We start from the raw sequence: 26,480 nt of genomic DNA on the forward strand, positions 1-26,480 counted from the left end.
TTGCGGTCGCGTGTCCTGGGGCTACAGCAACCCAGCCCCACACACACCCCAGCCACGCACCCCTCCCCCGCCCTCCCCCCCCCCCCTCCTCTTTTTTTTCCCCCTTGCGCCGTACTTCTCGCACCGCACGTCTCACACCGCATGTCTCACACCGCGGCGCTCACTCGGTGCTGACCTCCACGGTCTTGGCGGCCTTGTCGTGCAGGCCCTGCTTGTAGGGCTTGTCGAAGTAGCTCCAGCCACCGCAGATGACCGTCCAGATGCACGCGCAGCAGAAGGCGAACGGCAGCCACAGCACCAGGGCGCGGATCAGCGAGGTCTGCATCGAGGGCGTGGCGCCGTCGTTCAGGTTGGCCACCCGCATCTTGAACCACTTCTTGCCGAGGGTCTGCCCCGTCCTGGCGATCATGATCGTGTCGTAGGCGACGTAGAGGACGGCGGCGACGAAGGACTGCCACAGGGACCGGCTGACCTCGACACGCTCTCCGTTCACGGAGTACTGGTGGACCCCGAGGGGCCAGGTGACCAGCCAGACGACGATGCCCACGAGGATCATGTCGATGATGCGCGCGATGGTCCGCTTGGCGCTGTCGGCGAGCGGCGGCATGCCGGCGAGCGGGTCGGCCGGGTAGCCCGGTCCGCCGGGACCACCGGGACCGCCGGGACCGCCGTACGGGCCGCCGCCACCGTAGGGCTCGCCCCCGCCGTACGGCGGGGGCTGCTGGCCGCCCCAGGGCGGAGGCCCTCCGGGCGGCGGCTGCTGGCCGCCCGGAGGCGGCGGCGGGCCGCCGGGCGGTGGGGGTGGCTGGGCTCCCGACGGGGTGTCGTACGGCGAGCCCGACCCCTGGTCCGCGGGGGGCCGCTTCCTGAACGGGTCGTCCTCGGGGGGCTGCTCTCCGGAGCCGGGGGGCGGTTCGCTGCTCATGGCCCGAGTGGACCGCGAACGCCCCGGCTCCGCATCCGGCGGGCGGCCGTACGGGGTACGGGGCCGCCCGTCGGGTCAGCTCGCGACGAAGGTGTGGGCCGCCTTGTCGTGCCAGCACTGGTGCCAGGGCCGGTCGAACAGGCACCACAGCACGCCGACGATCCCGATGCCGAGCAGGCCGGGGATGCTGTAGACCAGCCAGCGTCGCAGGGCCGCGCCGAACGTCGGGGGCTCGTGCGCCTCGATGTCCCGGACCTCCAGCCCGCACAGCTTCTTGCCGAGGGTGCGGCCCCACTTGGCGGTGGGCAGCACCTCGTACAGGACGCCGAACAGGAGGAGGACGGCGAGCACGATGCCGAGGGCGGTGCCGGTGGTGCCGTCGAGCAGCCAGACCGTGACGGTACGGCCGGACAGCTTGGCCTCGTCGATCTTCTGCTGGATGTGGTCGACCGCCGGTGCGGCGAACGGGACCGCCGCGGCGGCGGTGACGGCACCGACGACCAGGCTGTCGATCAGGCGGGCGGCGAACCGCTTGCCGAGGCCGGCCGGACGGGACGCGGCCTGCCGGCGGGCGGCCGCCTGGAAGATGTCCTCCACCGGCGGCTTCCACGGAGCGACCTGCTCGTCCGCGCCCCCGGCCAGCTGGTGCACCTGCTGGGCCCAGGAGGCCTGCCCGCCACCCGGCCCCGAGGCCATCGGGGTACCGGAACCGGCCTGTTGGGGCACCGAGGGGGCCACGCCGGCCGAGGCCTGGGGGGTCTGCGCGGCCGAGGCACGCGCCGCGGCGGCCTTCCCGGCACCGAACCCGGGACCGCTGGACGCCGCCGGCCGTGCGCCGGACGCCCCGATCGGGCCCTGCGCGCCGGGACCGCCAAGCCCGCCCGCTGCACCACCACTTGGGCCACCGGGCCCCGCGTGCGGCGCCCCGACCGGCCCCTGGGCCGCGAAGCCACCGGCAGCCGCCGAGCCGGACGCCTGCGCAGCAGGGCCCACGCCACCCGGCCCGCCGGAGGCCGGTGCACCAAAGCCCGCACCCGCACCGGGCCCTGCCGGCGCCGGACCGAAGCCTCCCGCACCTGAGCCGCCTGCGGCCGCCGGTCCGGAGGCCGGTGCGCCGAAGCCGGGCGTGCCCGAGGAGCCGGCCGGGCCTGCCTGCCCGCCCCGACCCGGTCCGAAGGTCATCGCGTCGTCGTCCGTGACCGCAGCGGGGCCGGGGACCGGGCGGCGGAAGATGAAGGTGCCGGGATCGGGAGCGGCGTCGTCCGCGGGCGGGATCGACGCCGTGCCGTCGGTGCGGGCCGCGTGGCCGGACGGCTGGGACGGGTCGGCCGCGGGCACACGGGGGTCGGTGCCCCAGGCGGACGGCCGGTCCTGCCCGGAGGGTTGCGGCTGCGGGTCCTCGTCGAAGAAGTGCGGGCCCGTCTCCTCGACGGACGGCGCCGCCGGGCGGGCGCCGGGCGGCGGGGTGAGCGGTTCGCCGTCCTTCGGCGCCGGCCGGCTGGTGCCCGGCACCCAGGAGGCGCCGTTCCAGTACCGGACGTAGCCGGGGATGGACGGGTCCGGGTAGTAGCCCTCGCGGGGCCTGTCGTCACCGGGGGCCGGGGTTGGGGCGCTCATGTCCGTCGTCCCGTATCTGCTCGGGGGTGGAATCGGGTCCCCCACATCTATCAGACCGGGGCACGCCACACCGCCAGTCCCGCCGTACCCACCCCTTTCCGGGCAACGCCGTGCTCAGGTTGGGCACCTGGGCCGAAAAAGTTTCCCGAACCCGCGTAATGCCCGCGCACCTGTCCCCTCTCCCCTGGTACGGGCCCGGTCCGAAGGGCCCCGGCACGAAGGAGAGGCAGGTCATGCAGCACACAGAGGTGGAGCGGGAGCTGGAGTTGAGGCTCGTCCTGTCGCCCGAGCGGAGCATCCCGGTCCCGGCCCGGCTCAGCTACCGCTCCGACGACCCGTACGCGATCCACATCACCTTCCACATCAACTCCGAGCGCCCCGTCAACTGGACGTTCGCCAGGGAGCTCCTGGTGGAGGGGGTGTTCCGGCCGTGCGGACAGGGGGACGTGCGGGTGTGGCCGGCCAAGGTCGACGGGCGCAGCGTCGTGCTGATGGCGCTGAGTTCGCCGGACGGGGACGCCCTGCTGGAGGCGCCGTCCGCACAGGTGTCCGCCTGGCTGGAGCGGACACTGCGCGTGGTGCCCCCTGGGGCCGAGGGCGGGCAGCTGGGCATCGACGACGCGCTCGACCAACTGCTCGCCCGGTGAGGGCACGGTCCGAGAAGGCACGGTCCGAGAAGACAGGGTCAGAACAGTTTGCCGGGGTTGAGGATGCCGAGCGGGTCGAAGACCTGCTTCACCGCCCGCTGCATCTCCACGCCGACCGGGCCGATCTCCCGCGCCAGCCACTCCTTCTTCAGGACGCCCACGCCGTGTTCGCCGGTGATGGTGCCGCCGAGTTCAAGGCCGAGGGCCATGATCTCGTCGAAGGATTCGCGGGCCCGCCGGGACTCTTCGGGGTCCTGGGCGTCGAAGCAGACGGTGGGGTGCGTGTTGCCGTCGCCGGCGTGTGCGCAGACCCCGATGGTGAGCGCGTACTCGGCGGCGATGCGCTCGACGCCGGCGAGCATCGCGCCGAGCTTCGAGCGGGGCACGCACACGTCGTCGATCATCGTCGTGCCCTTCACCGCCTCCAGCGCGGTCAGCGAGAGCCGCCGCGCCTGGAGGAGGAGTTCGGACTCGGCGGCGTCCTCGGCCGGGACGACCTGGGTGGCGCCGGCGGCCTCGCACAGCGCGCCGACCGCGGCGAGGTCGGCGGTGGGGTCCGGGGTGTCGAAGGCGGCCAGCAGCAGCGCCTCGGTGGTCTCCGGGAGACCCATGTGGGCGAGATCGTTGACCGCTTTGACGGTCGTACGGTCCATCAGTTCGAGGAGGGAGGGCACGTGCCCGCCCTCCATGATCCGGCACACGGCTTCGCAGGCGGCGGCCGCCGAGCCGAACTCCGCGGCCAGGACGAGCTGCTGGGGCGGCTTGGGCCGCAGCCCGAGGACCGCGCGGACGACGATGCCGAGCGAGCCCTCGGAGCCGACGAAGAGCCGGGTGAGGTCGTAGCCCGCCACGCCCTTCGCGGTGCGCCGGCCGGTGGACATCAGGCGGCCGTCGGCGAGGACGACGTCGAGGCCGAGGACGTACTCGGCGGTCACGCCGTACTTCACACAGCACAGGCCGCCCGACCCCGTGCCGATGTTGCCGCCGATGGTGCACATCTCCCAGCTGGAGGGGTCGGGCGGGTAGTACAGCCCGTGTTCCTCGACGGCGCGGGAGAGGGTGGCGTTGATGACGCCCGGTTCGACGACGGCGATCCGGTCGACGGGGCTGATCTCCAGGATGCGGTCCATCCTGGTGAGGGACAGCACGATGCAGCCCTCCGTGGCGTTGGCGCCCCCGGACAGACCGGAGCGGGCGCCCTGCGGGACCACCGGGACGCGCAGCTCGGTGGCGGTGCGCATGACGTGCTGGACCTGTTCGACGGTGCGCGGCAGGACGACCACGGCCGGGGCACCGGCCGGACAGAAGCTCGCCATGTCGTTGGCGTAGGAGGAGATGACGTCGGGGTCGGTGAGGACGGCCTCGGCGGGCAGGCCGGCCAGGAGCCGGTCGGTGAGGTTACCGGTGTGTACGGCGTCTTCGTCGGGACGCGCTTCGATACGGCTCATGATCACAGCGTCGCACCCGGGGCCATCGGTGTGAACCCCGTCCGTGCCGCCCTTGGGCCACCCGGACGTGCCGGTCGTACTGCCGCACAGTGAGCGGCATGGAGATCCGACAGTACGGCCACTCCGCCCCCGGTACTTCCGTGGTGACCGAGCCGCCTCCGCCGCGCCGCCCCGGTCGGTGGCTGCGGCGCGTGCTGGTCACCGGGTGTGTCTGCGGGGTCGCCGCGGGCACGGCCCTGATCCTGCTGCCGGCCGAGCCGCGCCCCCCGGCCGCACCGGCGGCACCGGGCCCGCGGGCCCAGGCCCGGCTGCAGGCGCAGACGCTGACCGCGGTCTCCTCCGGGATGCCGGCCGCGCTGCCGGAGCTGGCGGCGCTGATCGGGCAGCAGGAGAGCCGGGTGCGGGCGCAGCCGCGGGACGCCCTGGCATGGGCGGTACTGGGCAGCGCGTACCTGGAGCAGGGGCGGCACGGCGCCGACGCGGCGGACTATCCGAAGGCCGAGCGGGCGCTGCAGGCCTCGATTCAGGTGCGGGGCACGGGCAACGCCCAGGCACTCGGCGGGCTGGCCGCGCTGGCGAACGCGCGCCGGGACTTCCCTGCGGCCAAGCGGTACGGCGAGCAGGCGCTGAAGCTGGCGCCGAAGCGGTGGACCTCGTACGCGCCGCTGATCGAGGCCTACAACGGGCTCGGCGACTACAAGGCGGCCCGGGGCGCCCTGGACAAGCTGATGGGGCTGCGCACCGGCGCGGCCGAGCGGCCCGCCGTGATGGCGCGGGCCTCGGCGGTCTACCGGGACCGGGGCTGGCGCGAGGACGCCGCGGCCCAGCTGACGGACGCGGCGTCGGCCGCCCGCACCCCCGCCGAGCAGGCCGCCTATCTGACCGGGGCCGGGCAGCTGGCCTGGGAGCGGGGCGACCGTGAGGACGCGCTGCGGCACTTCCGGGCGGCCGTACGCCTCGACCCGGACCAGCGGGCGGCGCTCGCCGGGCAGGGGCGGGCGCTGGCCGCGCTGGGCCGCCCCCAGGAGGCGCTCACCGCGTACCGGACGGCCCTGGCCAAGCGGGCGGACCCGCAGGTCGCGCTGGAGCTGGGCGAGTTGTACGAGTCGCTGGGACAGCCCGGAGCGGCCCGGGAGCAGTACGAGCTGCTGCACGAGCGGGTACGGCAGGCGGTCGCGGGCGGGGTCGACGAGGAGCTGCTGATCGGGCAGTTCGAGGCCGACCACGCGGACCCGGAGGACGCGGTGGTGCGGCTGGAGGAGGAGTGGCAGCGCCAGCACGGGATCGAGGTGGCCGATGCCCTCGGCTGGGCGCTGCACCGGACCGGCGACGACGAGGAGGCGCTGGACTACGCCACGACGGCGACGGACAAGACGAAGGGCGGTGGGGTGCGCAGCGCGCTGTACGCGTACCACCGGGGCATGATCGAGCGCGAGCTGGAGCTGTACGGGCCGGCCCGGCGACACCTGGAGGAGGCGCTGCGGATCAACCCGTACTTCTCGCCGCTGCGGGTCCCGGCGGCACAGGCGGCGCTGCAGGGGCTCGACGAACTGCCGGAGGAGCCCCTGCCCGCCGACCTGTCCTAGGCCCGACAGGGCCTGGCGCGGGGTGCCGGGTTACAGGTTGCCGCGCTTCTCCTGCTCGCGCTCGATCGCCTCGAACAGGGCCTTGAAGTTGCCCTTGCCGAAGCCCATCGAGCCGTGCCGTTCGATGAGTTCGAAGAAGACGGTCGGCTTGTCCTGGACCGGCTTGGTGAAGATCTGCAGCAGGTAGCCGTCCTCGTCGCGGTCGGCGAGGATCTTCAGTTCGCGCAGGGTGTCGATCGGCACGCGGGTGTCGCCGACCCACTCGCCGAGGGTGTCGTAGTACGAGTCCGGGGTGTCGAGGAACTGGACCCCGGCCGCGCGCATGATGCGGACGGTCGCGACGATGTCGTTGGTGTTCAGCGCGATGTGCTGGACGCCGGCGCCGCCGTAGAACTCCAGGTACTCGTCGATCTGGGACTTCTTCTTGGCGATCGCGGGCTCGTTGATCGGGAACTTCACCTTGAGGGTGCCGTCCGCGACGACCTTCGACATCAGCGCGCTGTACTCGGTGGCGATGTCGTCGCCCACGAACTCCTTCATGTTCGTGAAGCCCATGACCTTGTTGTAGAAGCCGACCCACTCGTTCATGCGGCCGAGCTCGACGTTGCCGACGCAGTGGTCGATGGCCTGGAAGGTGCGCTGGGCGGGCGGCTCGACGATCGGCGCGGCGGCCGCGAACCCGGGCAAGTACGGGCCGTCGTAGCCGGAGCGGTCGACGAGGGTGTGGCGGGTCTCGCCGTAGGTGGCGATCGCGGCGAGGACGACGGTGCCGTGCTCGTCCTTCAGCTCGTACGGCTCGGCGACCGGGCGGGCGCCGTGCTCGATCGCGTAGGCGTAGGCACGGCGGGCGTCCGGGACCTCGATGGCCAGGTCGATGACGCCGTCGCCGTGCTCGGCCACGTGCCGGGCGAGGAACTCGCCCCAGGCGGTGCTCGCCTTGATCACCGAGGTGAACACGAAGCGGGCGGAGCCGTTCTCGAGCACGTAGCTCGCGGTCTCGCGGCTGCCGTTCTCCGGTCCGGAGTAGGCGACCAGCTTCATGCCGAAGGCGGTGCAGTAGTAGTGCGCCGCCTGCTTGGCGTTGCCCACGGCGAAGACGACCGCGTCCATTCCCTTGACCGGGAAGGGGTCGGCCTGCCGGGCGGTGTCGGGAGTGTGGTGTGTGGTCTGCGTCATGCCGGAAGGGTGGCCCCGCCCTGCAAGGTGCGCAATAGTTTCTTTGTTCACTGGACAATCTGCTTGGTGCTGTGACCGTTTCTGCGGTCCTTCTGTACAGGATGACCACCCCGGGAGGTGCCGTGGCGATCGATCATCTGGACGGCCGGATCATCGTGCTGCTGGCCCGGGAGCCGCGCATCGGCGTGCTGGAGATGTCCCGGCGGCTGGGGGTCGCCCGGGGGACGGTGCAGGCGCGGCTGGACCGGCTTCAGTCGAATGGAGTGATCCGCGGCTTCGGCCCCCAGGTGGACCCGGCGGCCATCGGCTACCCGGTCACCGCGTTCGCCACGCTGCAGATCCGGCAGGGGCAAGGGCCCGATGTCCGGGCGCACTTGTCGACCGTTCCGGAGGTGCTGGAACTGCTCACCACCACCGGCAGCGGGGACATGCTGTGCCGGCTGGTGGCCCGCTCGAACGCCGATCTTCAGCGGGTGATCGACCGGGTCGTCGGTTTTGATGGCATCGTCCGGGCCTCCACGGCGATCGTCATGGAGAACCCCGTTCCGCTGCGGATCATCCCGCTCGTGGAGCAGGCGGCCGAGGACAGTCGGGAAGGGACCTAGCCGACCTGGAGCACCGTTGAGCTTCTGGGAGTACCTGAGCCATCGCCGTCGGCAGCTGCTCATGACCGGGCGCGAAGCCGGGCCCTCCCCCCGCGACGAGGGCGCCCCCGAGCAGGAAGGCCCGCCCCGGCCGAACCCGGCCGCGCCCCGTCTGACCTGGCGGCGGCTGACCCTGCTGCCCGTGTTCCTGGTCGCCCTGCTGCTCGGTACCTGGCTGTGGTTCCGGCAGGCGGACCTCGATCCCGTCTCCGTGAACGCGCTGTCCGGTGGGCGGGTCTCCGGAGCGCTGTGGCAGCACGTGCGGCTGACGGCGCTCTCGACCTTCCTCGTCCTGGCCGTCGCGATCCCGCTGGGCGTCCTGCTGACCCGGCGGGCGTTCCGGAGGGTCACCCCGGTGGCGACGACGGTCGTGGGCCTGGGCCCGGTGACCCCGGCGATCGGCCTGCTCGCCCTGCTGGTGATCGCGCTCGGCTCGGGCACGTGGGCGGTCCTGGTCGGCATCGCCGTCTACGCGGTCCTGCCCGTCCTCGCCCACACCGTCGCGGGCCTGAGGGCCATCGACCCGCACCTGCTGGAGGCGGCCCGCGGCATCGGCATGTCCCCGCTCGCCGTCCTCGCCCGCGTCGAACTTCCCCTCGCCGCCCCGCTGATCCTCTCGGGCGTCCGTACGGCCCTGGTCCTCAACGTCGGTACGGCCGCCCTGGCGGCGTTCGGCGGAGGCGGCGGTCTGGGCGTGCTGATCACCACGGGCATCGCCGACCGCCGGATGCCGGTGCTGGTGCTCGGCTCGGTCCTCACCCTCGCCCTCGCCCTGCTGGTCGACTGGCTGGCCTCGCTGGCTCAGGCCCTGCTGCGGCCGCATGCGCCGGACTCGATGCAAAGAAGTCCTTGCAAAGGACTCTTTGCATAGCTATCTTTGTACGCATGACGGAGCACGAGGAACGGAAACAGCGCCGGCTGGATCCCCGCTCGCTGCGGGGGCTCGCGCACCCGCTGCGGATGCAGCTGCTGGACACGCTGCGCCGGCGCGGACCCGCCACCGCCTCCCAGCTGGCGGACCGGCTCGGCGAGTCCAGCGGCGCGACCAGTTACCACCTGCGCCAGCTCGCCGCCCACGGCTTCGTCGAGGACGCACCCGGGCACGGCAAGGGCCGGGAGCGCTGGTGGCGGGCCGTGGACCAGGGGATCGTCTTCGACACCGACGAGTTCGAGGGCGTCGGCCCCGAGGTCAGAGGACTGGCCGAGGTGTTCCTGCAAGAGGTCGCAGGCACCCACGCCCGCGAGCTGGCCACCTGGCTCAATACCCGGGACCGGTGGTCCACGGACTGGTCCCGCGGCTCCGACATGAGCGACGCGACGCTACGGCTCACACCCGAGCTGGCCGTCGAACTCGTCGCGAAGATGCACGCCCTGATCGACGACTACCGCAACCGCGGCACCGGCACGGACACGCCCGGTTCCGAGCAAGTACGCATCCACACGCACCTGTTCCCCATCGAGACCGACTGAGACCGACCGAGACCGACCGAGACCGACCGAGACGGATCGAGAGGCCCCGCCATGCAGCTCACCACCCAGCTCGCCCAGCAGCACGTCGCCGACCTGAACGCCGAGGCCGCCGCCCACCGCCTCGCCACCGAGGCGAAGCCCCCGGTCGAACTGCGCACCCGCGTCGGCTGGACCCTCGTGGAGGTCGGCCTGCGGCTCGCGGCCGCCCCGAAGCCGGCTCCCGCCGTCGCCTGACAGCTCGGAACGACGACCGGCAACCCGGAGAGTCGCCTAACAGCTCGGAACCGAGCCCTTCCCCTTCTCCAGCGCCACCAGGGAGTCCACCGCGCCCTTCAGCGTGGTCACCGGGACCAGCCGCAGCCCCTCGGGCAGCTCGGCCCTGGCATCGCTGCACTCGGCCTTGGGCACCAGGAAGACGGTGGCCCCGTCCCGCCGGGCGGCCTGAGTCTTCAGCGCCACCCCGCCGACCGCGCCGACCTTCCCGGAGGCGTCGATCGTGCCCGTACCGGCGATGGTGCGGCCACCCGTGAGGTCGCCGCCGCCGCCGTCGCCGTTCAGCTTGTCGATGATCCCCAGGGTGAACAGCAGCCCCGCGCTGGGCCCGCCCACGTCGGCGAGCTTCAGATTGACATCGACCTTGTCGGCGCTCAGGTTCAGATACTTCAGCGCCGCCTGGGTCGCCGCGTCCTGGGACTGCTGCATCTGCTCCGCGTTGTGCTTCTCGATCTCCTTGACGCTGTTGCCGCTCGGGTAGACCGAGTCGCGGGGCATCACGGCCCGGTCCGCGCGGAACCAGTTGCCGATCAGGTCCTTGAGGGACACCCGGGCGTCCGGGCCGGTCGCCTCGATGGTCGTCATCCGCAGCTGCCCGCCGGTCGTCCGGGTGGGTGCGCCGGAGACGGTGATCACCGGGGTGCCCTGGTTCTTCCCGAGCACGTCCGCCGTCATCCCGGGCTGCGCCACCGAGAACGGAAGCGGCGCGAGGACCGCCGTGGCGAGCAGGGCCACGACGGGCACGGCGCAGACGGCGACGGCCTGGGGACGCGTGAGACGTGAGAGCACGTAATCAATCTACGTGACGGCCACCCGCCTCCCCCCGTCTCCTATGCGGTGTACAGGTCCCGGCGCTCACGGGTGAACCGGCGCAGCGCGTCCGGCAGCGGCTCGACGCCGATCCCGGGCGTGGCCGGCACCGGGAGGTGGCCGTCCACCAGGACGAACGGCTCGGTGATGTCCTCGGCGAAGTAGCGCGAGGAGGCCGAGGTGTCGCCCGGCAGGGTGAAGCCGGGGAGGGCGGCCAGGGCCAGGTTGGGGGCGCGGCCGATGCCCGTCTCCAGCATCCCGCCGCACCACACCGGGATCCCGTGCGCGTGGGCCACGTCGTGGACCCGGCGGGCCTCCGGATAGCCGCCGACCCGGGCGGGCTTGACGTTCACCACCCGGCAGGCGTCCATGGCGATCGCGGCGGCGGTGTCCCGGGCGTGGTGCAGGGACTCGTCCAGGCAGACCGGGGTCGCCAGGCGCTTCTGGAGCTGCGCGTGGGCGTGGAGGTTGTTCTCCTCCAGCGGCTCCTCGATCAGCAGCAGCCCGAACTCGTCCAGCCGCCGCAGATGCTCGGCATCCGCGAGGGTGTACGCGGTGTTGGCGTCGACCTGGAGGGGCAGCCCGGCGCCGAAGCGCTCGCGGACCGCCCGGACCGGCTCGACGTCCCAGCCGGGCTCGATCTTCAGCTTGATGCGCACGTACCCCTCGGCGAGGTAGCGCTCGACGTCGTCCAGCAGCTCGGGCACGGAGTCCTTGATGCCGACGGAGACCCCAGCGGGCACCCGGTCCCGTACGGCGCCGAGGTAGGTCGCGAGCGGCATGCCGTACGCCCGCAGCTCGGCGTCGAGCACCGCGGTCTCCAGGGCCGCCTTCGCCAGCTCGTGCCCCTTGATCTTCGCCATGGCCGGGGCGAGCGCGGCTGTCGTGAGGTGTGGCAGGGCGGCCACCCGGGGCAGCAGGAAGTCGCGCAGCACGATCTCGGCGCCGGCCACGAACTCCGAGCAGTACAGCGGCTCGGGGTCGGCGGCGAACTCCGACCAGCCCTCGGCCTCGTCCGTGACGACGTGCAGGAGGAAGGTGTCCTTCGTCGTCATCGTGCCGAAGGACGTCCGGAAGAGCGTGACCAGCGGGATCGCCACGTGCACGATCTCCACGCGCTCCAGCTTCATGCGGCCTCCTCCGTCCGGGTGAGCGTGTACCAGCCGTCGCGGGACATGCCCGTCGCCCGGAAGCCCGCCACGAACGCCTCCAGGAACACCTCGCGCACGGCGTACCGCCAGCGCAGGGCGAGCGCGGGGTCGGCCGCGCGCAGCGCGACGATGTCGTCGGGGACCCGGCACCAGACGTACCGGTCGGCGAGGTCGCGGCGGGCGAGCGGGCCGCCGTCGGGGGCGATCCGGGTGACCGGGCCGCGGACGTCCGTGTCGTACGGCGCTCTCGGCGCCGTCGGATCCAGATCCCAGGTGACCGTCAGCCGGTCGCTCTCGTCGCCGTCGTTCACGCCGTCCGTCATCGGGCCGTAGAAGTCGACCAGGTACTCCGTGCCGACGGCACCCAGCTTGACCAGGTTGAAGCGGGCGTTGCGGCCGACCAGCGGGTCGAAGGTCCAGCGCATGGTGCGGGCGCCGAGCCCGGCGGCCCAGACGCGCTGCGCCTGCTTCACGGCGTACCCGAGGCCCCGGTCGGCGGCCGCCACCAGCGAGTACGTGCTGCCCTCCGCTCCGAGCACGGCCACGGCGGCCCCGGCCAGCCGCTGCCCGTCGTACGCGGCGTGCACGGCGCCACCGGCGTGCACCAGGCTGTGCAGCACCTCGGCCGGGTAGGGCGGGGCGGTACGGGGGGTGTGCCAGACGTCGCTGAAGTGGTCGGCCACGGCCGCGAGCCCGGTGACGTCGTGGACCGTACGGACGGTGACTCCTGTGGTCATGACTCCTGCTGTCATGGGACGAGTCTCGGAGGCCACGCGGAGCCGCGTGTTGTGCGAGCGGCCAAGGGATGCGTACGTTCGTTGCAGCATCAGCCAAGCCGACCCCGCGAGGACTTCCATGGACGCGTGCACCCTCGGCGACCTGCTGGACGTCGTCGGCGGCCCCGCCCTGCACCTGCACACCGCCCCCGCCGGGCAGGGCGTACCGGTCACCGAGGCGGTGCTCCACGACGGCCGGACCCCGCTCCCCCGGCTGCCCGGCGGGCTGCTGCTGGCGGTCGGGGTGCCGGCGGCGCAGGCGGGTCCCCTGGTCCGGGCGGCGGCGGAGGCCGGGCTGACCGGTGTGGTGGTGCGGGGCCCGGACGGGCCGGTCGAGGAGGCGGAGGCGCACGGCGTGGCCCTGCTGTCGGTCGCCGAGGACGCCGCCTGGCACCAGGTGCACCTGCTGCTGGCCTCGGCCATCGGCGCGCGGCCCGCCACCGCCTCCGACACCGGCCTCGGTGATCTGTTCGCGCTGGCCGACGCGATCGCGGCGGGCACCGGCGGGGCCACGGCGATCGAGGACCCGCGGCAGCGGATCCTGGCCTACTCGACCGTCCCCGGGCAGCAGGTGGACGAGGACCGGCGGCAGGGCATCCTCGGCCTGCAGGTGCCGCCCAGCGCGGAGAACACCGAGCAGTACCGGCGGCTGTTCGCGGCCGACCGGCCGGTGCGGCTGCCCGCGCTGACCGGCTCGGGTCTGCCCCGGCTCGCGATGCCGGTGCGGGCCGGCGGGGAGACGCTCGGCTCCGTCTGGGTGATCGACGGCGGCTCGCTCGCCCCCGACGCCGAGGACACCCTCGTCCAGGGCGCCTCCACGGCCGCCCTGCTCCTGCTCCGAGCCCGCGCGGCCCGCGAACTGGCGCGGCACCGGGGCAGCGATCTGCTGCGCCGCCTGCTGGAGGGCACGACGGACGCGCCGACGGCCGCCCAGCGGCTCGGTGTCACGGGCCCGGCCCGGGTAGCCGCGTTCGTGCTGGACTCCGCCGCGAGCGTCCCGGACGCCGAACGGACCGCGCTGCGCCTGCTGGACGTCGTACGCCTGCAGTGCGAGGCGCGCTACGGGCGGCACGCGTGCGTGCTGGTGGACGGGGTGGTGTACGCGGTACTCCCGGCTGAAGCGCCCCGGAGGCGAACGGATGGACACAGCCATCGGACGCTGGCCGAGGACATCGTCGGGCGGGCCGGACAGGCGCTGCGGGTGCCGGTGCGGGCGGCGCTGGGCGAGGTGGTGCCGGACCCGGCCGGCCTCGCGGACTCCCGGGCGGACGCGGACCTGGTGCTGCGGGTGCTGGACGCGGAGCTGCCGGTCGCCACGGTGGACGAGGTGCGCCCGCGTGTGACACTGCTGCGGCTCGCCGAAGTGATGGGCGAGCGACGGGAGCTGAGCGCGGGCGCGTGGCGGCGGGTGCTGGCGTACGACGCCGCGAACGGCACGGAGTACGCCCGCACGCTGGTGTGCTGGTTCGACGCGGGCTGCGACATGGCGGGCGCGGCCAAGCTGCTCGCCGTGCACCCCAACACTTGCCGGTACCGGCTCAGACAACTCCAGCAGCACGCCGGGGTCGACCTGGACGACCCCGACGAACGGCTGGTGCTGTGGCTTCAGTTGAGGGCGCTGGCCGGGCTCAGCGGAGCCACCGCCTGAGCCGCTCCTCGCACTGCCGCAGGTGCTCCACGGGCACGTACTCGCCCGCCGTGTGGGCCAGCGACGGGTCCCCGGGGCCGTAGTTGAGCGCGGGCACGCCGAGCGCGGCGAACCGGGCCACGTCCGTCCAGCCGAGCTTGGGCCGGGGCTCGGCGCCGAGCGCGGCGACCAGGCCGCCGACCCGGTCCAGCCGGGGCAGGGCCCCCGCGACGACCTCGGTGACCCGGACCTCGTACTCCGGGAACAGCCCGCGCACGTACGCCTCCGCCTCCTCGGGCGAACGGCTGGGCGCGAATCGGCAGTTGACGGTGACCACGCACTCGTCCGGTACGACGTTCCCGGCGACCCCGGCGCGCACCGCGACCGCGCTCAGTCCCTCCCGGTACTCCAGCCCGTCCACGACGACCCGCTCGGGCGTGTGCTCGTCGAGCCGCTGGAGCACCCGTGCGGCCTTGTGGGCGGCGTTGACGCCACGCCAGGCGCGGGCGGTGTGGGCGCGGGCGCCCTTCACGACGATGTCGGCGGTGAGGATGCCCTGGCAGCCGGCCTCGACACCGGCGTCGGAGGGCTCCATGAGAATCGCCAGACCGGCCTCCTCCAGCAGCTCCGGCCGCGCGGCGCCGATCCGGGCGAGCCCGTTGCGCTCCCCCTCGACCTCCTCGCACTCGTAGAAGACGTAGGTGAGGTCGCGGACGGGTGCGGTGACGGTCGCGGCGATCCGCAGCGCCACCGCCACCCCGCCCTTCATGTCGCAGGCGCCGAGCCCGTGGACGCGCCCGCCGTCGAGCCGCGAGGGCAGGTTCCCGGCGGCGGGGACGGTGTCCAGGTGACCGGCCAGCAGGGCACGTTCGGGCCGGCCGAGGGTGGTGCGGGCGACGACGGAGTCGCCGACCCGGTCGACGGTGAGGTGGGGCAGGGCGCGCAGGGCCGTCTCCACGGCGTCCGCGATCCGCCGCTCCTCCCCGCTCTCGGAGGGAAGGTCGACGAGGGCCCGGGTGAGCGTGACGACATCGGCGGTGAGATCGAGAGCGGTCATGCGGGGTCCTCGTGCGGTGCGTCGAGCTTGGAGTGCCGGATGCCGTAGAGGCCGTAGATCACGAGCCCGGCCGCCATCCACACCCCGAAGGCGATCCAGGTGTCGGTGCCCAGGCTGAACAGCATGTAGACGCAGAACCCGACACCGAGCAGCGGCGTGAAGGGCGAGAGCGGGACCCGGAAGGAGCGCGGGGTGCCCGGGCTGCGCCGGCGCAGGATGACGACGGCCAGGTTGACCAGCATGAACGCGAAGAGCGTGCCGATGCTGGTGGCATCGGCGAGGCTGCCGAGCGGGACGAGGGCGGCGAGTACGGCGATGAAGCCGGAGACGATGACGGTGTTGGCGCGCGGCACCCCGGTACGCGGGTGGACCTTGGCGAACAGCGGAGGCACCAGCCCGTCCCGGGCCATCGCGAACAGGATGCGGATCTGCCCGTACTGCACGGTGAGCACCACGCTGGTGGTGGCGACGACGGCCCCGATCGACAGCAGGACCGGCCACAGGTTCCCGCCGCCGACGGACCGCACGAGGACCTGGCTCAGGGTCGCCTCGGTCCCCCCGAACTGCTTCCACGGCATGGCACCGAGCGCGGCCACGGCGACGAGGACGTACAGGGCGGTGACGAGGACGAGGGAGAGGATGATCGCGCGCGGCAGATCCCGCTGGGGGTTCCTGGCCTCCTCACCGGCCGTCGACGCGGCGTCGAAGCCGATGTAGGAGAAGAACAGGGAGGCCGCCCCGGCGCTCATGCCGGCGGCGCCGAGCGGGAAGAGGGGGTGGAAGTTCCCGGCGCGGAAGGCGGTGAAGGCGACGGCGCAGAACATCACCAGCGCGGCGATCTTGACGCCGACCATGACGGTGTTGGCGACCGCGCTCTCCCTGGCCCCGCGCAGCAGCACGACCATGGCGAGTACGACGATGAGGGCGGCCGGGATGTTCAGGGTGCCCCCGAGTCCGGGCGGGGCGCTGAGCGAGTCGGGCAGGGTGACGCCGAAGACCAGGTCGAGCAGCTCGTTGAGGTACTGCCCCCAGCCCACCGCCACGGCGGCCACGGACACCCCGTACTCCAGGATCAGACACCACCCGCACACCCAGGCGACCAGCTCGCCGAGGGTGGCGTAGGCGTAGCTGTACGACGATCCCGAGCCGGGGATCATGCCGGCCAGCTCGGCGTAGGAGAGCGCCGAGAACAGGGCGGTCACTCCGGCGAGCACGAACGACACGACGATCGCGGGGCCGGCCTTCGGGACGGCTTCCCCGAGCACGACGAAGATGCCGGTACCGAGTGTGGCCCCCACGCTGAGCAGCGTGAGCTGGGCGACTCCCATGGTCCGCCGGAGCGGACTGGCAGCGGCCTCGCCCACGAGCGTGCCGACGGCCTGCCGCCGGGTGAGCCTGTTCTTCCCTGTCCGTCCCTCGGCCTGTGGCCTGGTCCCGACTCTTTCCACCGTGCCGCTCCCTCCGCATCGGGGCTTGTATGGCCCTTGATGATGCGGAGGGGGGTCCGGCAGAGGGTGAGGGGAACGGCCAAAGGTTGGGAGCTCGGATTAGCGGGATGGCCAAAGCGCTGGTCCGACGGTGCCTCGGTGGCGGACGGCGCGTAGCTCAAGGGGCGCGGGCTGCATCGATATGCGGCTCCGCCGCGCGGGCGCGACCGGCCACAACGCACCCGTACCCGAGACGGACGCACCCCCGGCCACAAGCCGCGCTCAGCGCAACGCTTCGGCGACTTCCCGCGCCGCGTCGACCACCCGCGGCCCCACCCGCTCCGGGACGGAGTCCGCGAGCATCACCACGCCCACACTGCCCTCGACACCCGTCACACCGATGAGCGGCGCGGCGGCGCCGCTGGCGCCCGCCTCCAGCTCGCCGTGCGTCAGCGTGTAGCCGGGATCGGCGGACGGCGACTGTCGCGCGGAGAGAATCGCCCTGCCCGCGGCTCCCCGGTCCAGCGGATGCCGGAAACCGGCGCGGTAGGCCACGTGATAGTCCGTCCACGACGGCTCGACGACAGCGACCGCCAGCGCCTCCGTCCCGTCCACCAGTGTCAGATGCGCCGTCGCCCCGATGTCCTCGGCGAGCGAGCGCAGTGCGGGCAGCGCGGCCTCCCGTACCAGCGGATGCACCTGCCGGCCGAGCCGCAGCACCCCGAGCCCGACGCGGGCTCGCCCGCCCAGATCACGGCGTACGAGCGCGTGCTGCTCGAGCGTGGCGAGCAACCGGTACACCACGGTCCGGTTCACGCCCAGTTTGTTGGAAAGCTCGGTGACGGTCAGGCCATGGTCCGTGTCGGCCAGCAGCTTGAGGACACGTAGTCCCCGGTCGAGCGTCTGGGATGTCTCCGCGGTCACGACGCCCACTCCTTCGGCGGTGAGGTCGGCAGCCTCTGGGCGGCGGATGCGTGACCGAGTCCCGTCGGCGACGCGCTTCAGAGGCGGCCGATCGGCAGGACGGTCCGGCGGCTCCGGACCATGTCGCTTCACGGCTGCGCTCCGCGGCGGCGCTGCCACGGGGCGTGTGCGTAGCGGGACAGTAGCGAAGCCGGTTCGCTGAGCGGAAGTCTCCGTCCAGAATCCGGGCAAGGGTGGGGATGGACTGCCAGCATTCGTCCGCATACACGCACGGACGGGATACGCACACGGAGGTGGGGTCACCTCATACGGGTGGCCCACTCCTGGACCTTGGCGATCCGCTGCCGCAGCTGTCCCGCGGTCGCCTCCGCACTCGGCGGCCCCCCGCACACCCGCCGCAGCTCGGTGTGGATGACCCCGTGCGGCTTGCCGCTCTGGTGGACGTACGCGCTGACCATCGTGTTGAGCTGCTTGCGCAGCTCCATCATCTCCTTGTGGCTGACGACCGGCCGCCGCTCGGCGGGCAGTTCGAGCAGGTCGGCCTCGGAGTCCGGCTTCTTGCGGCTGTGCGCGATCTGCCGGGCCTGCCGCTTCTGCAGCAGCAGCTGCACCTGCTCGGGCTCCAGCAGTCCGGGGATGCCGAGGTAGTCCTGCTCCTCCTCGCTCCCGGGGTGGGCCTGCATCCCGAACTCGGCGCCGTCGTACAGCACCCGGTCGAAGACGGCGTCGGACTCCAGCGCCTCGAACGGCAGCATGTCCTGCTCGCCGGTGTCCTCGTCCTGCTCCTTGTTCGCCTCGTCCATCTCCTTCTCGGACTCGGCGTACGGGTCCTCCTCGCCCTCCTTCTTCGGCTTGTCGAGGGCGTGGTCCCGTTCCACCTCCATCTCGTTGGCGAAGGTGAGCAGGTCGGGGATGGTCGGGAGGAACACGGAGGCGGTCTCGCCGCGCCGCCGGGACCGTACGAAACGCCCGACGGCCTGGGCGAAGAACAGCGGAGTGGAGATGGTGGTGGCGTACACCCCGACCGCGAGCCGCGGCACGTCGACGCCCTCGGACACCATTCGCACCGCGACCATCCAGCGGTCGTTGCTGCCGCTGAACTCGTCGATCCGGCCGGACGCGCCGGCGTCGTCGGACAGCACGAGCGTCGCCTTGGTCCCCGTGATCTCGCGGATCAGCTTGGCGTAGGCGCGCGCGGACTCCTGGTCGGAGGCGATGACGAGCGCGCCCGCGTCCGGGATGGCCTTCCTGACCTCGGTCAGCCGCTGGTCGGCGGCGCGCAGCACGCTGGGCATCCATTCACCGCGCGGGTCGAGGGCGGTGCGCCAGGCCTGGCTGACCGCGTCCTTGGTCATCGGCTCGCCGAGCCGGGCGGCGATCTCGTCACCGGCCTTCGTGCGCCAGCGCATGTTGCCGCTGTAGCTGAGGAAGATCACCGGCCGGACGACATGGTCGGCGAGGGCGTTGCCGTACCCGTAGGTGTAGTCGGCGGCGGAGCGCCGGATGCCGGCGTTGTCCTCTTCGTACGTGACGAAGGGGATGGGGTTGGTGTCGGACCGGAACGGCGTACCGGTCAGCGCGAGCCGGCGGGTCGCGGGCTCGAACGCCTCCAGGCACGCCTCGCCCCAGGACTTGGAGTCACCGGCGTGGTGGATCTCGTCGAGGATCACGAGCGTCTTGCGCTGCTCGGCCCGGTTGCGGTGCAGCATGGGGCGGACGCCGACACCGGCGTACGTGACGGCGACCCCGTCGTAGTCCTTGCCGAGCGGGCCCGCGCTGTATTCGGGGTCGAGCTTGATCCCTATCCGCGCCGCGGCCTCGGCCCACTGCTTCTTCAGGTGCTCGGTCGGCGCGACCACGGTCACCTGCTGCACGACGTGGTGGTGCAGCAGCCAGGAGGCCAGGGTCAGCGCGAAGGTCGTCTTGCCGGCGCCGGGCGTGGCGACCGCGAGGAAGTCACGCGGCTGCTCCTGGATGTACTTCTCCATCGCCCCCTGCTGCCAGGCACGCAGCTTGCTGGCGGTACCCCAGGGCGCGCGGCCCGGGAAGGCGGGCGAGAGATGGTGGGAGTGCGTCGAGGAAGCGGCGGTGGTAGTCACGGTCTCCGTGGAAGGGGGGTTGGGCGGCGGCTACGTATGACAACCGGGCCACCCTACCGGCGCCCCACCCCGTCAACGCCCGGACGAGGCCGGGTCGCCCGTGGGTGGGACCCACGTCACAACTGCCGTAGCCGCCCCGCGATCTGCGGGATGTCGCCGAGGTCGCCGGAGGCCACGTCGATGACCAGGTCGTATGCGCTGTCCTGGTCGACGCCGGCGAGATCGACCCCGTTGCGGGCGAGGAAGGTGGCCGTGGCCAGCCAGGCGGTGCGCTTGTTGCCGTCGACCAAGGGGTGGTTGGCGGCGAGGCCGTGCAGCAGGGCGGCGGCCTGCTCGTACAGGTCCTCGTAGGCGGCCGTACCGAACATCCGGGCGCGCGGCCGGTGCACGGCGGAGGCCAGCAGCCCGGGCTCCCGGGCCTCGGGCGGCCGGCCGCCGAAGGCGATCTCGGCGATGGCCGTGACGTCGGTGACCGTGAGGTGGCGGCTCATTCGCCCAGCCTCCGCAGCAGGTCGGCGTGGCTCAGCGCGAGACGCTCGGCGTGGGTGCGCACGGCCGCCCCCTCCTCGTCCAGATACCGGCGTACGGCCTCCAGCACCACCTCCTCGGTACGGCGTCCGGACGCGTCCGCGAGGTCGTCCAGCGCCTGCCGGAGGGCGGGGCCGAGGGAGAGGGTCAGCTCGTACATGCGGGAAGGCCAGGGCCCGGCGGCACGGCTCGGCGACCGATTTGCCGCGGGCTCAGCGCTCCCGCACCCGTGTCGTCACCCACGCCCCCACCAGCGCCACCCCCGCCATCGGCAGGAACACGGCGGCGAAGGCGGCGGGGCGGGTGGGGTCGGCCGCCGTGGCCGTGGTGCTGCCACCGCCCAGAGCGGCGAAGGCGGCACCGGTCGCGGCCAGGAGGACCACGTTGGAGAGGGCGTCGGAGATCTGCAGGGCGGCGGAGTTGGCGCCGGCCTCCTCGGGCGCCGACAGCTGGAGCAGGAGCACGCTGGCGGAGGCGATCACCAGGCCCATGCCGAAGCAGCCGAAGGCCCAGGCGACGGCGACGGTCCAGACGGGCACGGCCTCGACGAGCACACTCGGCGCGGCGAGGATCGCGGCGGCGACCAGCACCATCCCGACCGTCATCAGCCGGTCCCGGTGCTGCTCCATGCGCGGCCTGGACTGCACCCACGAGCCCAGCGCCCAGGTCACCCCGCCCGCGGCCAGTGAGAATCCGGCCAGCGTCGGCGACAGCCCCCGTTGGGTGACCAGCATCAGCGGCACGAACGACTCCGCGGCGATGAAGGACCCGGCGGCCACCCCGCGCAGCAGCACGACGGAGGGCAGCCCGCGGACGGCGCGGTAGGTGCCGCGCGGCAGGAGGCCGTGGACGGCGGGCACGAGCAGGGCGGCTCCGGCGAGGCCGGGGAGCAGGGAGAGCCAGCGCAGGTCCTGGGCGGCGTACTGGAGGAGTCCCGCGCCCAGGGAGATGCCGAGGGCGAGCCGGATACGGCGCCGGTCGAAGGAGCCGGAGGCCTCGCTGCCGGCCACCGGGCCCGACGCCCTGCGCCGTATCTGCGGCAGCGCCAGCGCGAGCGGAAAGACGACCAGCACCGGAATGCCGAGGAAGACCCACCGCCAGCCGAGGTGCTCCGTCACGGCGCCCGCGGCGAGGGGGCCGACGATGGACGGTACGACCCACCCCGCGGCGAAGGCCGCCATGATCGCGGGCCGCAGCCGCTCGGGGTAGGCGCGGCCGACCACGACGTACAGCGCGACGATGACCAGCCCGCCGCCGAAGCCCTGCACGGCCCGGCCCAGGATGAACACCCACATGCCCTGCGCGGTCCCGGCGACGACGAGCCCTGCGGCGAAGCCGGCGATCCCCGAGGTCAGCGCCCCGAGCGGGCCCTTGCGATCGGACCACTGCCCGGCGAGCACCATCCCGAACAGGCTGGTCGTGAAGTACCCCGAGAAGGCGAACGCGTACAGCGCCACACCGTCCAGCTCCCGCGCAGCGACGGGCATCGCCGTCCCCACCGCGGTCGCCTCGAAGGCTATGAGCAGCACGACGGAGACGATCCCGACACTGAGCGCCCGATAGGCCCTGCCCAGCACACCGCCGTCTCTGCCGACGGCATCATCCACAACAGCGGTGTCAGGGGACTCAAGGGCACTCATGCTCGCCAGCGTAAGGCCCACAACCGCATATGACCCCTGTCGGTAGTCCCACCCCACCTGCGACCTTGGTCGTACACCCGCCGTTTCATGAACGCGGTGTGGCAGTCCTGTTGCAGGGGCGGGGTTTGCCTTGAACGGGTCCTCGGCCCCGCCATACGGTCGACGCACCGAGTTCGGCCCGCCCCCAAAGGCGACCGACACGGCCGTGTGCCCGAGTGGTTTAGGGGCTCGCCTGCAAAGCGAGTTACGTGGGTTCGATTCCCGCCACGGCCTCCACTGCCTGACCAGGCGAAACGAAGGGCGGCACCCGCGGAGGGTGCCGCCCCTCCACTGGCCCGTCTCAGTTGGCCCGTATGGGCCCGCCCGCTCATGGGCACCAGGCGATAGCGATGTCGGGATGCTACTCGCAGCTCTGCCCTTCATCACAGGCATGCTCTCTGGAGCGCCGAATCGCTGAGCCTTCACCGGTGCCTGCCTACCCGTGACTCTATCGACTCGGCCAAGGTTCACCCGAATGCGCTTCACTGGCCCACATTTCGACTTACGCCGATTTGATCAGGATAAATATCCCAGCTTGTGTAGTTCGCTGTCTCTGCGTAGGTGTTAATGACCGATTGAGCGGCGAGATCGCGGCCAGCCTTATCCAAGGCCGAAAAATCAGGAGTAAGGACGCCATTGCGCTGAGGAGTTACTCCTCCGCGCGCGTGACTGATATACCAATCATTCCAGTTGGGGCTCTCCCCCTGCCTGTCACTCCAATTGCCGCACTCGTCATTCAATCCCCAGGCATATCCCTTGAATCCGCTTGCATCGCTAGGATCTTCCGTCTCGAAAACATAGTTGATTGCAGTTCCGTCGGGGGTGAAGATTTTCAGGGTGCCGGTAGAGCTTCCGTAGACCCCCGACATCACAGACTGGTTCAGGACGATCCGAGAAGGCTCGGGACCATTTCCAGCCCAAAAAGAAAAGGTTGGCCTAAAATCCTTCTGGCACGCTGTAACAGCATAGGCAAAAATAGTGCCGGCTGAATCGCTCATCGTGTCGACCCAATAGCCGTGCCTCTGGAAGACGCTTTCTGTCACCTTCCCGGAAATGGTTGGTAGCCCTGGATTACCCGGAAGAGCAGGCGGCCGCACATTCCAAATTGCACGGTAGGAAGGGCGACCGAGTTGTTCCTCGAATTTTTCATACGTATAGCCTGCCCGGAGATTTCTGAGCTTTGCGTATTCCACCTTCCTCCAGTCTCTATGGTTGTACCAGAAGGCGACTACACCAATAGCTGCGATAAGAGTGCTGATCGCCGTCACAACGCTCGCTAGGGAAATCAGCAAGACCGGAACAGGGTTCTTCTTGAAGAAGTTATCGAAGCGCTCACCCAGAGTCGGCGATCGCGATTGTTGGTCCTGCTGGTTCGGATCAGCCACGCTGGTTCCCCACTCTCGAACGACTCGCCCCCCAATGGACACCGGTTGGGTTGGGATTGCACGCGTACAGGCTCTGGACGAGTGATGAACCAGCCCATGAGGCCCGGCGGCATGGTGCCCCGACATCCGGGCCGTCGTGCTCGCGAACCAGCGAATCTGCCTGGACCGCAAGCTGATGAAGACCGCCGCGACGGCCGACCGGTACCCGGTCGGGATCGACACCGGCGCCATCGACTACCCCTCGCCCGGCCCCAGCCCGCTGGACGTCCTACCGCACACGCCGGAGGGTAAGCCGGTCCCCGGCACGTTCCGGCTCGGCATCTCGCCGGGAGTGGTCAAGCACCAGGGCACCCAGACCGCGCTGTGGGTCGAGGAGCGGTTCGAGGAGCACGGCGGCGCCCCCGGAAGGGCGCCGCCCTGGTGTTCGTCTTTTCAGGCCTCGTCTCAGGTGACCGGTCCGAGCGCGCCATCATCGCCGTCCGGCCGGAGGCCCTCGGTCTTCCAGATCAGACCGTCCACCTGCCTCGCGATGTCAGCCCGCACAGCGTCCACCATGTGCTGATACCGAGCGGCCATGGCAGTGGTCGACCACCCCATGAGGCCCATGACGGCACGCTCGGGGACACCGAGGATCAGCAGAACCGTCGCTGACGTGTGCCGCGCGTCGTGCAGACGCCCGTCCCGGACCTTCGCCTCTGCCAGGAGGGTCTTCCACTCAGCCCATTCCAGCAAGCAAAATTCGGACTTCCGTCGTCTCAGTTTCCGTCTCGTTCATCCCCGTTCGCGGCCGTCCAGGGCCGCTCACACGGCTCTGCCGATCACCATGTCCGTACGGCCCTGAACGTCGGCGAGCGGCTCTGGATCACCCTCTGACCAGCCCGGACAAACCTGCAAAGCGAGTTACGTGGGTTCGATTCCCGCCACGGCCTCCGCTGCCTTCTCCATGGGCCGAAACCCCGCGGAGCCGTATTCGTTTCTCAGTGCGGACCCGAGAAACGCGGTTCGCCCGGGCTGCTGCGGCGGGCGGCGGCGTGCCGAACCCAGGGTGGAGGACCACACCATGCTGACGACCGAATACATGCCGGGCGCTCCGAACTGGCTGGATCTGGGGAGCCCGGACACCGGCGCGAGCGCCGCCTTCTACGCCGCCGTCTTCGGCTGGGACTTCCGCTCGGCGGGACCGGAGGCGGGCGGCTACGGCTTCTTCCAGCGGGACGGGAAGACGGTCGCGGGTCTCGGTCCGCTCACCGAGGAGGGGGCGAGTCCCTCCTGGACGGTGTACTTCCACACGCCGGACGCCGACGCCACCGCCAAGGCCGTGGAGCAGGGGGGCGGCAGGGTCCGGGTCGCTCCGGCGGACGTCTTCTCCTTCGGGCGGATGGCCGCCTTCACCGACCCCACGGGCGCGGACTTCGCCGTCTGGCAGCCGGGCGGGACCAGCGGCCTGGAGGCCGTCGGTGTCCCCGGCAGTCTGTCCTGGGCCGAGCTGTACACCTCCGACGCGGCCGCGGCGAAGGCGTTCTACGGGTCGGTCTTCTCCTGGCGGATGACCGATGTGCCGATGGGCCCGGAGCTGACGTACACGCTCCTGGCCCCGTCCGGTGCCGGCGGGGAGGGGAACCACGGCGGGCTGATGCAGCTGCCCCAGGAGAACCTCGACGCCGGATCGACGGCGGAGTGGCATCCCTACTTCGAGGTGAGCGACTGCGACGCCACGTTCGCCGGAGCCACCGCCGCCGGGGCCACCGTCCTCATCCCGACCACCGACGCGCCGGGGATCGGCCGCTTCGCCATGTTCCTCGACCCCGCCGGTGCGCCCTTCGCCGTCATCAGGACCGCCATGGGCTGAGCGTGCGGTCTGCGCGCCACGCGCCTCAGAGCACCCCGCCCGCCTCGTCCTGGAACAGTTCCGTCCAGTAGTGCCAGTCGGTGTTCCCGGACAGGGCCGTGGGGTCGATCGAGGTCAGGGTCTGGATCATCGCCGCGGCCAGTTGGTCGTAGGCGTCGGTCGTCAGTTCGTTGCCCAGGTGCTCGTCGATCGTGCGCTCGTGGTGCAGGAGCCAGAGGGTGAAAGCCAGCGTGGAGACGTCGGTGTTCAGGGGGTAGAGCGTCGCCTCCGGCTCGCTGAAGGTGAGGATCGCGCCCGTTCTGCCGTCGATGACCAGGCTGTTGTCCTCGACCAGGTAGCCGAGGCGGATCAGGTGGTCGGAGTGGGCCGGGAGATCCTCCAGGGGGTACTCCTCGGCCCGCTCGCCGCTGAAGTACTCGGTGAGGGTCGGCAGCGGGACGTCCGTGTCGGCGTGGAAGAGGACCGCCTCCTCCGGCAGGCCCGTCTCCCGCAGGAAACGGCGGGTCGGCTCGTGGGTGAGCGTGGTGGGGAAATCCACCTCCTCGAAGCGGGCCACCCGGCCGTGGCCGAACTCCTGGTCCAGGACGCGGGCGGGGACGTCCAGGGTGAGGCCTGACGTGGTTCCGGGGTCGGCGATGAGGGCGAGCGGGCGGATCAGGGCCGCGGCCTTCCAGTACGGCGGGACGTCGCCGTCCGTTCCCTCCTCGAAGAGCGCGAGGAGGCGGCGGGAGGCCTCGGTCACGGTCTTGGGGCCGTACTGGCCCGACAGGGAGGAGAAACGGCCGCGCAGGCCCGCGAGTTCCTCCGTGACGGCGGCGAAGCGCAGGAGGGTGTCGAGGGAGGGCGCGAAGGGGCGGGGGTCGGACGGGGCGACGAGGTAGGCGGTCGTGAGCTCGCCCGTGTCGCCGTCGAGCAGGATCGACTCGCGCTCCATGCCGGCGGGGTTGAGGAGTTCGCCTATCACCAGGCGGCTGCGCAGCTCCTCCGCGAGGTGGAAGGGGCCGTCCGTGGCGTCGCCGAGGGTGCGCAGGCCGTGCGTGCGGAGCGGGGAGAACGTCAACAGGTCGGTGTCCGTGGGCAGTCCGGGGCCCGTGAGCAGGCCGCGCGTCGGCGCGTGCGTGACGTACCGGTCCAGCTCCGCCTCGGTCAGCGTGATCGCCGGCACCCCGGCATCGGTCGTGCTCATCGCTCCCCCGCGATCTTCCTCGGTGCGTCGGTCCCTGGGGCTGGGCATGCCCGGCCGCACTCCGGCTTCCCTCGGAGAGCGGTGGTCCCCCATTGCCCGGAACACTACGCCGCACCACTGACAACGCCCGTGGGAAAGGACGCCGGGCGGCCCTCGCCCGTTCCACTGCTGCCAGGAGTCGCGCGACCGTCGGCCC

Annotated in this window: 25 protein-coding genes, 1 tRNA gene and 1 pseudogene; 10 read left to right on the forward strand and 17 right to left on the reverse strand. The window is 71.9% G+C overall.

Going from position 1 to position 26,480, the window contains the following annotated elements; translation table 11 throughout:
- Positions 1-160: 160 nt before the first annotated feature.
- Positions 161-925, reverse strand: a complete 765-nt coding sequence (locus tag AC07DS_RS36100; RefSeq protein ID WP_479152318.1) for an RDD family protein — start codon at positions 923-925, stop codon at positions 161-163.
- A 75-nt stretch (positions 926-1,000) separates the two neighbouring features.
- Positions 1,001-2,542, reverse strand: coding sequence for an RDD family protein (locus AC07DS_RS36105; protein ID WP_479152320.1), 1,542 nt, complete (start codon positions 2,540-2,542; stop codon positions 1,001-1,003).
- Positions 2,543-2,775: 233 nt separating this feature from the next.
- On the opposite strand from AC07DS_RS36105, the gene AC07DS_RS36110 reads away from it, so the two are divergent.
- The gene (locus tag AC07DS_RS36110; protein WP_479152322.1) at positions 2,776-3,189 is read left to right on the forward strand and encodes an SsgA family sporulation/cell division regulator; all 414 of its coding nucleotides are present in this window, start codon (positions 2,776-2,778) and stop codon (positions 3,187-3,189) included.
- 38 nt (positions 3,190-3,227) lie between these two features.
- On the opposite strand, the gene AC07DS_RS36115 is transcribed toward AC07DS_RS36110, so the two are convergent.
- Positions 3,228-4,643, reverse strand: coding sequence for an FAD-binding oxidoreductase (locus AC07DS_RS36115; RefSeq protein ID WP_479152324.1), 1,416 nt, complete (start codon positions 4,641-4,643; stop codon positions 3,228-3,230).
- Between the two features lie 92 nt (positions 4,644-4,735).
- Here AC07DS_RS36115 and AC07DS_RS36120 point away from each other — a divergent pair, with 92 nt between their 5' ends.
- Positions 4,736-6,223: a tetratricopeptide repeat protein gene (locus AC07DS_RS36120; RefSeq protein WP_479152326.1), complete on the forward strand. Its 1,488-nt coding sequence runs from the start codon at positions 4,736-4,738 to the stop codon at positions 6,221-6,223.
- 30 nt (positions 6,224-6,253) lie between these two features.
- Here the strand turns inward: AC07DS_RS36120 and hppD are convergent, their stop codons facing one another.
- The gene (gene hppD / locus AC07DS_RS36125; protein ID WP_479152327.1) at positions 6,254-7,399 is read right to left on the reverse strand and encodes a 4-hydroxyphenylpyruvate dioxygenase; all 1,146 of its coding nucleotides are present in this window, start codon (positions 7,397-7,399) and stop codon (positions 6,254-6,256) included.
- Positions 7,400-7,521: 122 nt separating this feature from the next.
- On the opposite strand from hppD, the gene AC07DS_RS36130 reads away from it, so the two are divergent.
- The 4 genes from AC07DS_RS36130 (at position 7,522) to AC07DS_RS36145 (ending at position 9,747) form a co-directional block, all read left to right on the forward strand.
- Positions 7,522-8,004, forward strand: coding sequence for an Lrp/AsnC family transcriptional regulator (locus tag AC07DS_RS36130; RefSeq protein WP_479152329.1), 483 nt, complete (start codon positions 7,522-7,524; stop codon positions 8,002-8,004).
- 61 nt (positions 8,005-8,065) lie between these two features.
- A complete protein-coding gene (locus AC07DS_RS36135; RefSeq protein WP_479152487.1) occupies positions 8,066-8,914 on the forward strand; it encodes an ABC transporter permease in 849 nt (282 codons plus the stop codon).
- A 14-nt stretch (positions 8,915-8,928) separates the two neighbouring features.
- Complete coding sequence (locus AC07DS_RS36140; RefSeq protein WP_479152330.1) at positions 8,929-9,513, forward strand: ArsR/SmtB family transcription factor; 585 nt, start codon at positions 8,929-8,931, stop codon at positions 9,511-9,513.
- A gap of 51 nt (positions 9,514-9,564) precedes the next feature.
- On the forward strand, positions 9,565-9,747 hold the full coding sequence (locus AC07DS_RS36145) for a hypothetical protein (protein WP_479152332.1): 183 nt from the start codon (positions 9,565-9,567) through the stop codon (positions 9,745-9,747).
- A gap of 36 nt (positions 9,748-9,783) precedes the next feature.
- On the opposite strand, the gene AC07DS_RS36150 is transcribed toward AC07DS_RS36145, so the two are convergent.
- The 3 genes from AC07DS_RS36150 to AC07DS_RS36160 are packed head-to-tail and all read right to left on the reverse strand — an operon-like array spanning position 9,784 to position 12,484.
- Positions 9,784-10,575, reverse strand: a complete 792-nt coding sequence (locus tag AC07DS_RS36150; protein ID WP_479152333.1) for a S16 family serine protease — start codon at positions 10,573-10,575, stop codon at positions 9,784-9,786.
- Positions 10,576-10,616: 41 nt separating this feature from the next.
- Positions 10,617-11,726, reverse strand: a complete 1,110-nt coding sequence (gene menC / locus AC07DS_RS36155) for an o-succinylbenzoate synthase (protein WP_479152334.1) — start codon at positions 11,724-11,726, stop codon at positions 10,617-10,619.
- A complete protein-coding gene (locus tag AC07DS_RS36160) occupies positions 11,723-12,484 on the reverse strand; it encodes a chorismate synthase (RefSeq protein ID WP_479152336.1) in 762 nt (253 codons plus the stop codon). Before AC07DS_RS36160 ends, menC begins: the two co-directional genes overlap by 4 nt.
- Before the next feature lie 118 nt (positions 12,485-12,602).
- Between AC07DS_RS36160 and AC07DS_RS36165 the strand changes: the two genes are divergently transcribed.
- Positions 12,603-14,171, forward strand: coding sequence for a PucR family transcriptional regulator (locus tag AC07DS_RS36165; RefSeq protein ID WP_479152337.1), 1,569 nt, complete (start codon positions 12,603-12,605; stop codon positions 14,169-14,171).
- Here the strand turns inward: AC07DS_RS36165 and dapE are convergent.
- The 7 genes from dapE to AC07DS_RS36200 all read right to left on the reverse strand — a co-directional run bounded on the left by dapE (position 14,152) and on the right by AC07DS_RS36200 (position 21,825).
- Positions 14,152-15,207, reverse strand: a complete 1,056-nt coding sequence (gene dapE / locus AC07DS_RS36170) for a succinyl-diaminopimelate desuccinylase (RefSeq protein ID WP_479152339.1) — start codon at positions 15,205-15,207, stop codon at positions 14,152-14,154. The two genes, AC07DS_RS36165 and dapE, sit on opposite strands and share 20 nt — an antisense overlap.
- The gene (locus AC07DS_RS36175) at positions 15,204-16,655 is read right to left on the reverse strand and encodes an amino acid permease (protein ID WP_479152341.1); all 1,452 of its coding nucleotides are present in this window, start codon (positions 16,653-16,655) and stop codon (positions 15,204-15,206) included. The genes dapE and AC07DS_RS36175 overlap by 4 nt, the downstream gene beginning before the upstream one ends.
- A 261-nt stretch (positions 16,656-16,916) precedes the next feature.
- Positions 16,917-17,558, reverse strand: coding sequence for an IclR family transcriptional regulator (locus AC07DS_RS36180; RefSeq protein WP_145882553.1), 642 nt, complete (start codon positions 17,556-17,558; stop codon positions 16,917-16,919).
- A gap of 299 nt (positions 17,559-17,857) precedes the next feature.
- Complete coding sequence (locus tag AC07DS_RS36185) at positions 17,858-19,657, reverse strand: DEAD/DEAH box helicase (RefSeq protein WP_479152344.1); 1,800 nt, start codon at positions 19,655-19,657, stop codon at positions 17,858-17,860.
- 116 nt (positions 19,658-19,773) lie between these two features.
- Complete coding sequence (locus AC07DS_RS36190) at positions 19,774-20,148, reverse strand: type II toxin-antitoxin system death-on-curing family toxin (RefSeq protein WP_479152346.1); 375 nt, start codon at positions 20,146-20,148, stop codon at positions 19,774-19,776.
- On the reverse strand, positions 20,145-20,345 hold the full coding sequence (locus AC07DS_RS36195) for a hypothetical protein (RefSeq protein ID WP_479152348.1): 201 nt from the start codon (positions 20,343-20,345) through the stop codon (positions 20,145-20,147). Before AC07DS_RS36195 ends, AC07DS_RS36190 begins: the two co-directional genes overlap by 4 nt.
- A 52-nt stretch (positions 20,346-20,397) precedes the next feature.
- On the reverse strand, positions 20,398-21,825 hold the full coding sequence (locus AC07DS_RS36200; protein WP_479152350.1) for an MFS transporter: 1,428 nt from the start codon (positions 21,823-21,825) through the stop codon (positions 20,398-20,400).
- Positions 21,826-22,026: 201 nt separating this feature from the next.
- On the opposite strand from AC07DS_RS36200, the gene AC07DS_RS36205 reads away from it, so the two are divergent.
- Positions 22,027-22,101 (forward strand) — tRNA-Cys (locus AC07DS_RS36205).
- Positions 22,102-22,346: 245 nt separating this feature from the next.
- Here AC07DS_RS36205 and AC07DS_RS36210 read toward each other — a convergent pair.
- Complete coding sequence (locus AC07DS_RS36210) at positions 22,347-23,249, reverse strand: hypothetical protein (RefSeq protein WP_479152352.1); 903 nt, start codon at positions 23,247-23,249, stop codon at positions 22,347-22,349.
- Positions 23,250-23,385: 136 nt separating this feature from the next.
- On the opposite strand from AC07DS_RS36210, the gene AC07DS_RS36215 reads away from it, so the two are divergent.
- Positions 23,386-23,811, forward strand: coding sequence for a hypothetical protein (locus AC07DS_RS36215; protein ID WP_479152495.1), 426 nt, complete (start codon positions 23,386-23,388; stop codon positions 23,809-23,811).
- On the opposite strand, the pseudogene AC07DS_RS36220 reads toward AC07DS_RS36215, so the two are convergent.
- A pseudogene (locus tag AC07DS_RS36220) lies at positions 23,694-23,975 on the reverse strand (tyrosine-type recombinase/integrase); the annotation flags it as partial. The gene AC07DS_RS36215 and the pseudogene AC07DS_RS36220 sit on opposite strands and share 118 nt — an antisense overlap.
- 334 nt (positions 23,976-24,309) lie before the next feature.
- On the opposite strand from AC07DS_RS36220, the gene AC07DS_RS36225 reads away from it, so the two are divergent.
- The gene (locus AC07DS_RS36225; protein ID WP_479152354.1) at positions 24,310-25,098 is read left to right on the forward strand and encodes a VOC family protein; all 789 of its coding nucleotides are present in this window, start codon (positions 24,310-24,312) and stop codon (positions 25,096-25,098) included.
- Positions 25,099-25,123: 25 nt separating this feature from the next.
- Here AC07DS_RS36225 and AC07DS_RS36230 read toward each other — a convergent pair whose 3' ends face one another.
- Positions 25,124-26,284: an SUKH-4 family immunity protein gene (locus AC07DS_RS36230; RefSeq protein WP_479152356.1), complete on the reverse strand. Its 1,161-nt coding sequence runs from the start codon at positions 26,282-26,284 to the stop codon at positions 25,124-25,126.
- Between the last annotated feature and the right edge of the window lie 196 nt (positions 26,285-26,480).

Source organism: Streptomyces sp. NPDC044064 (genome assembly GCF_056434245.1).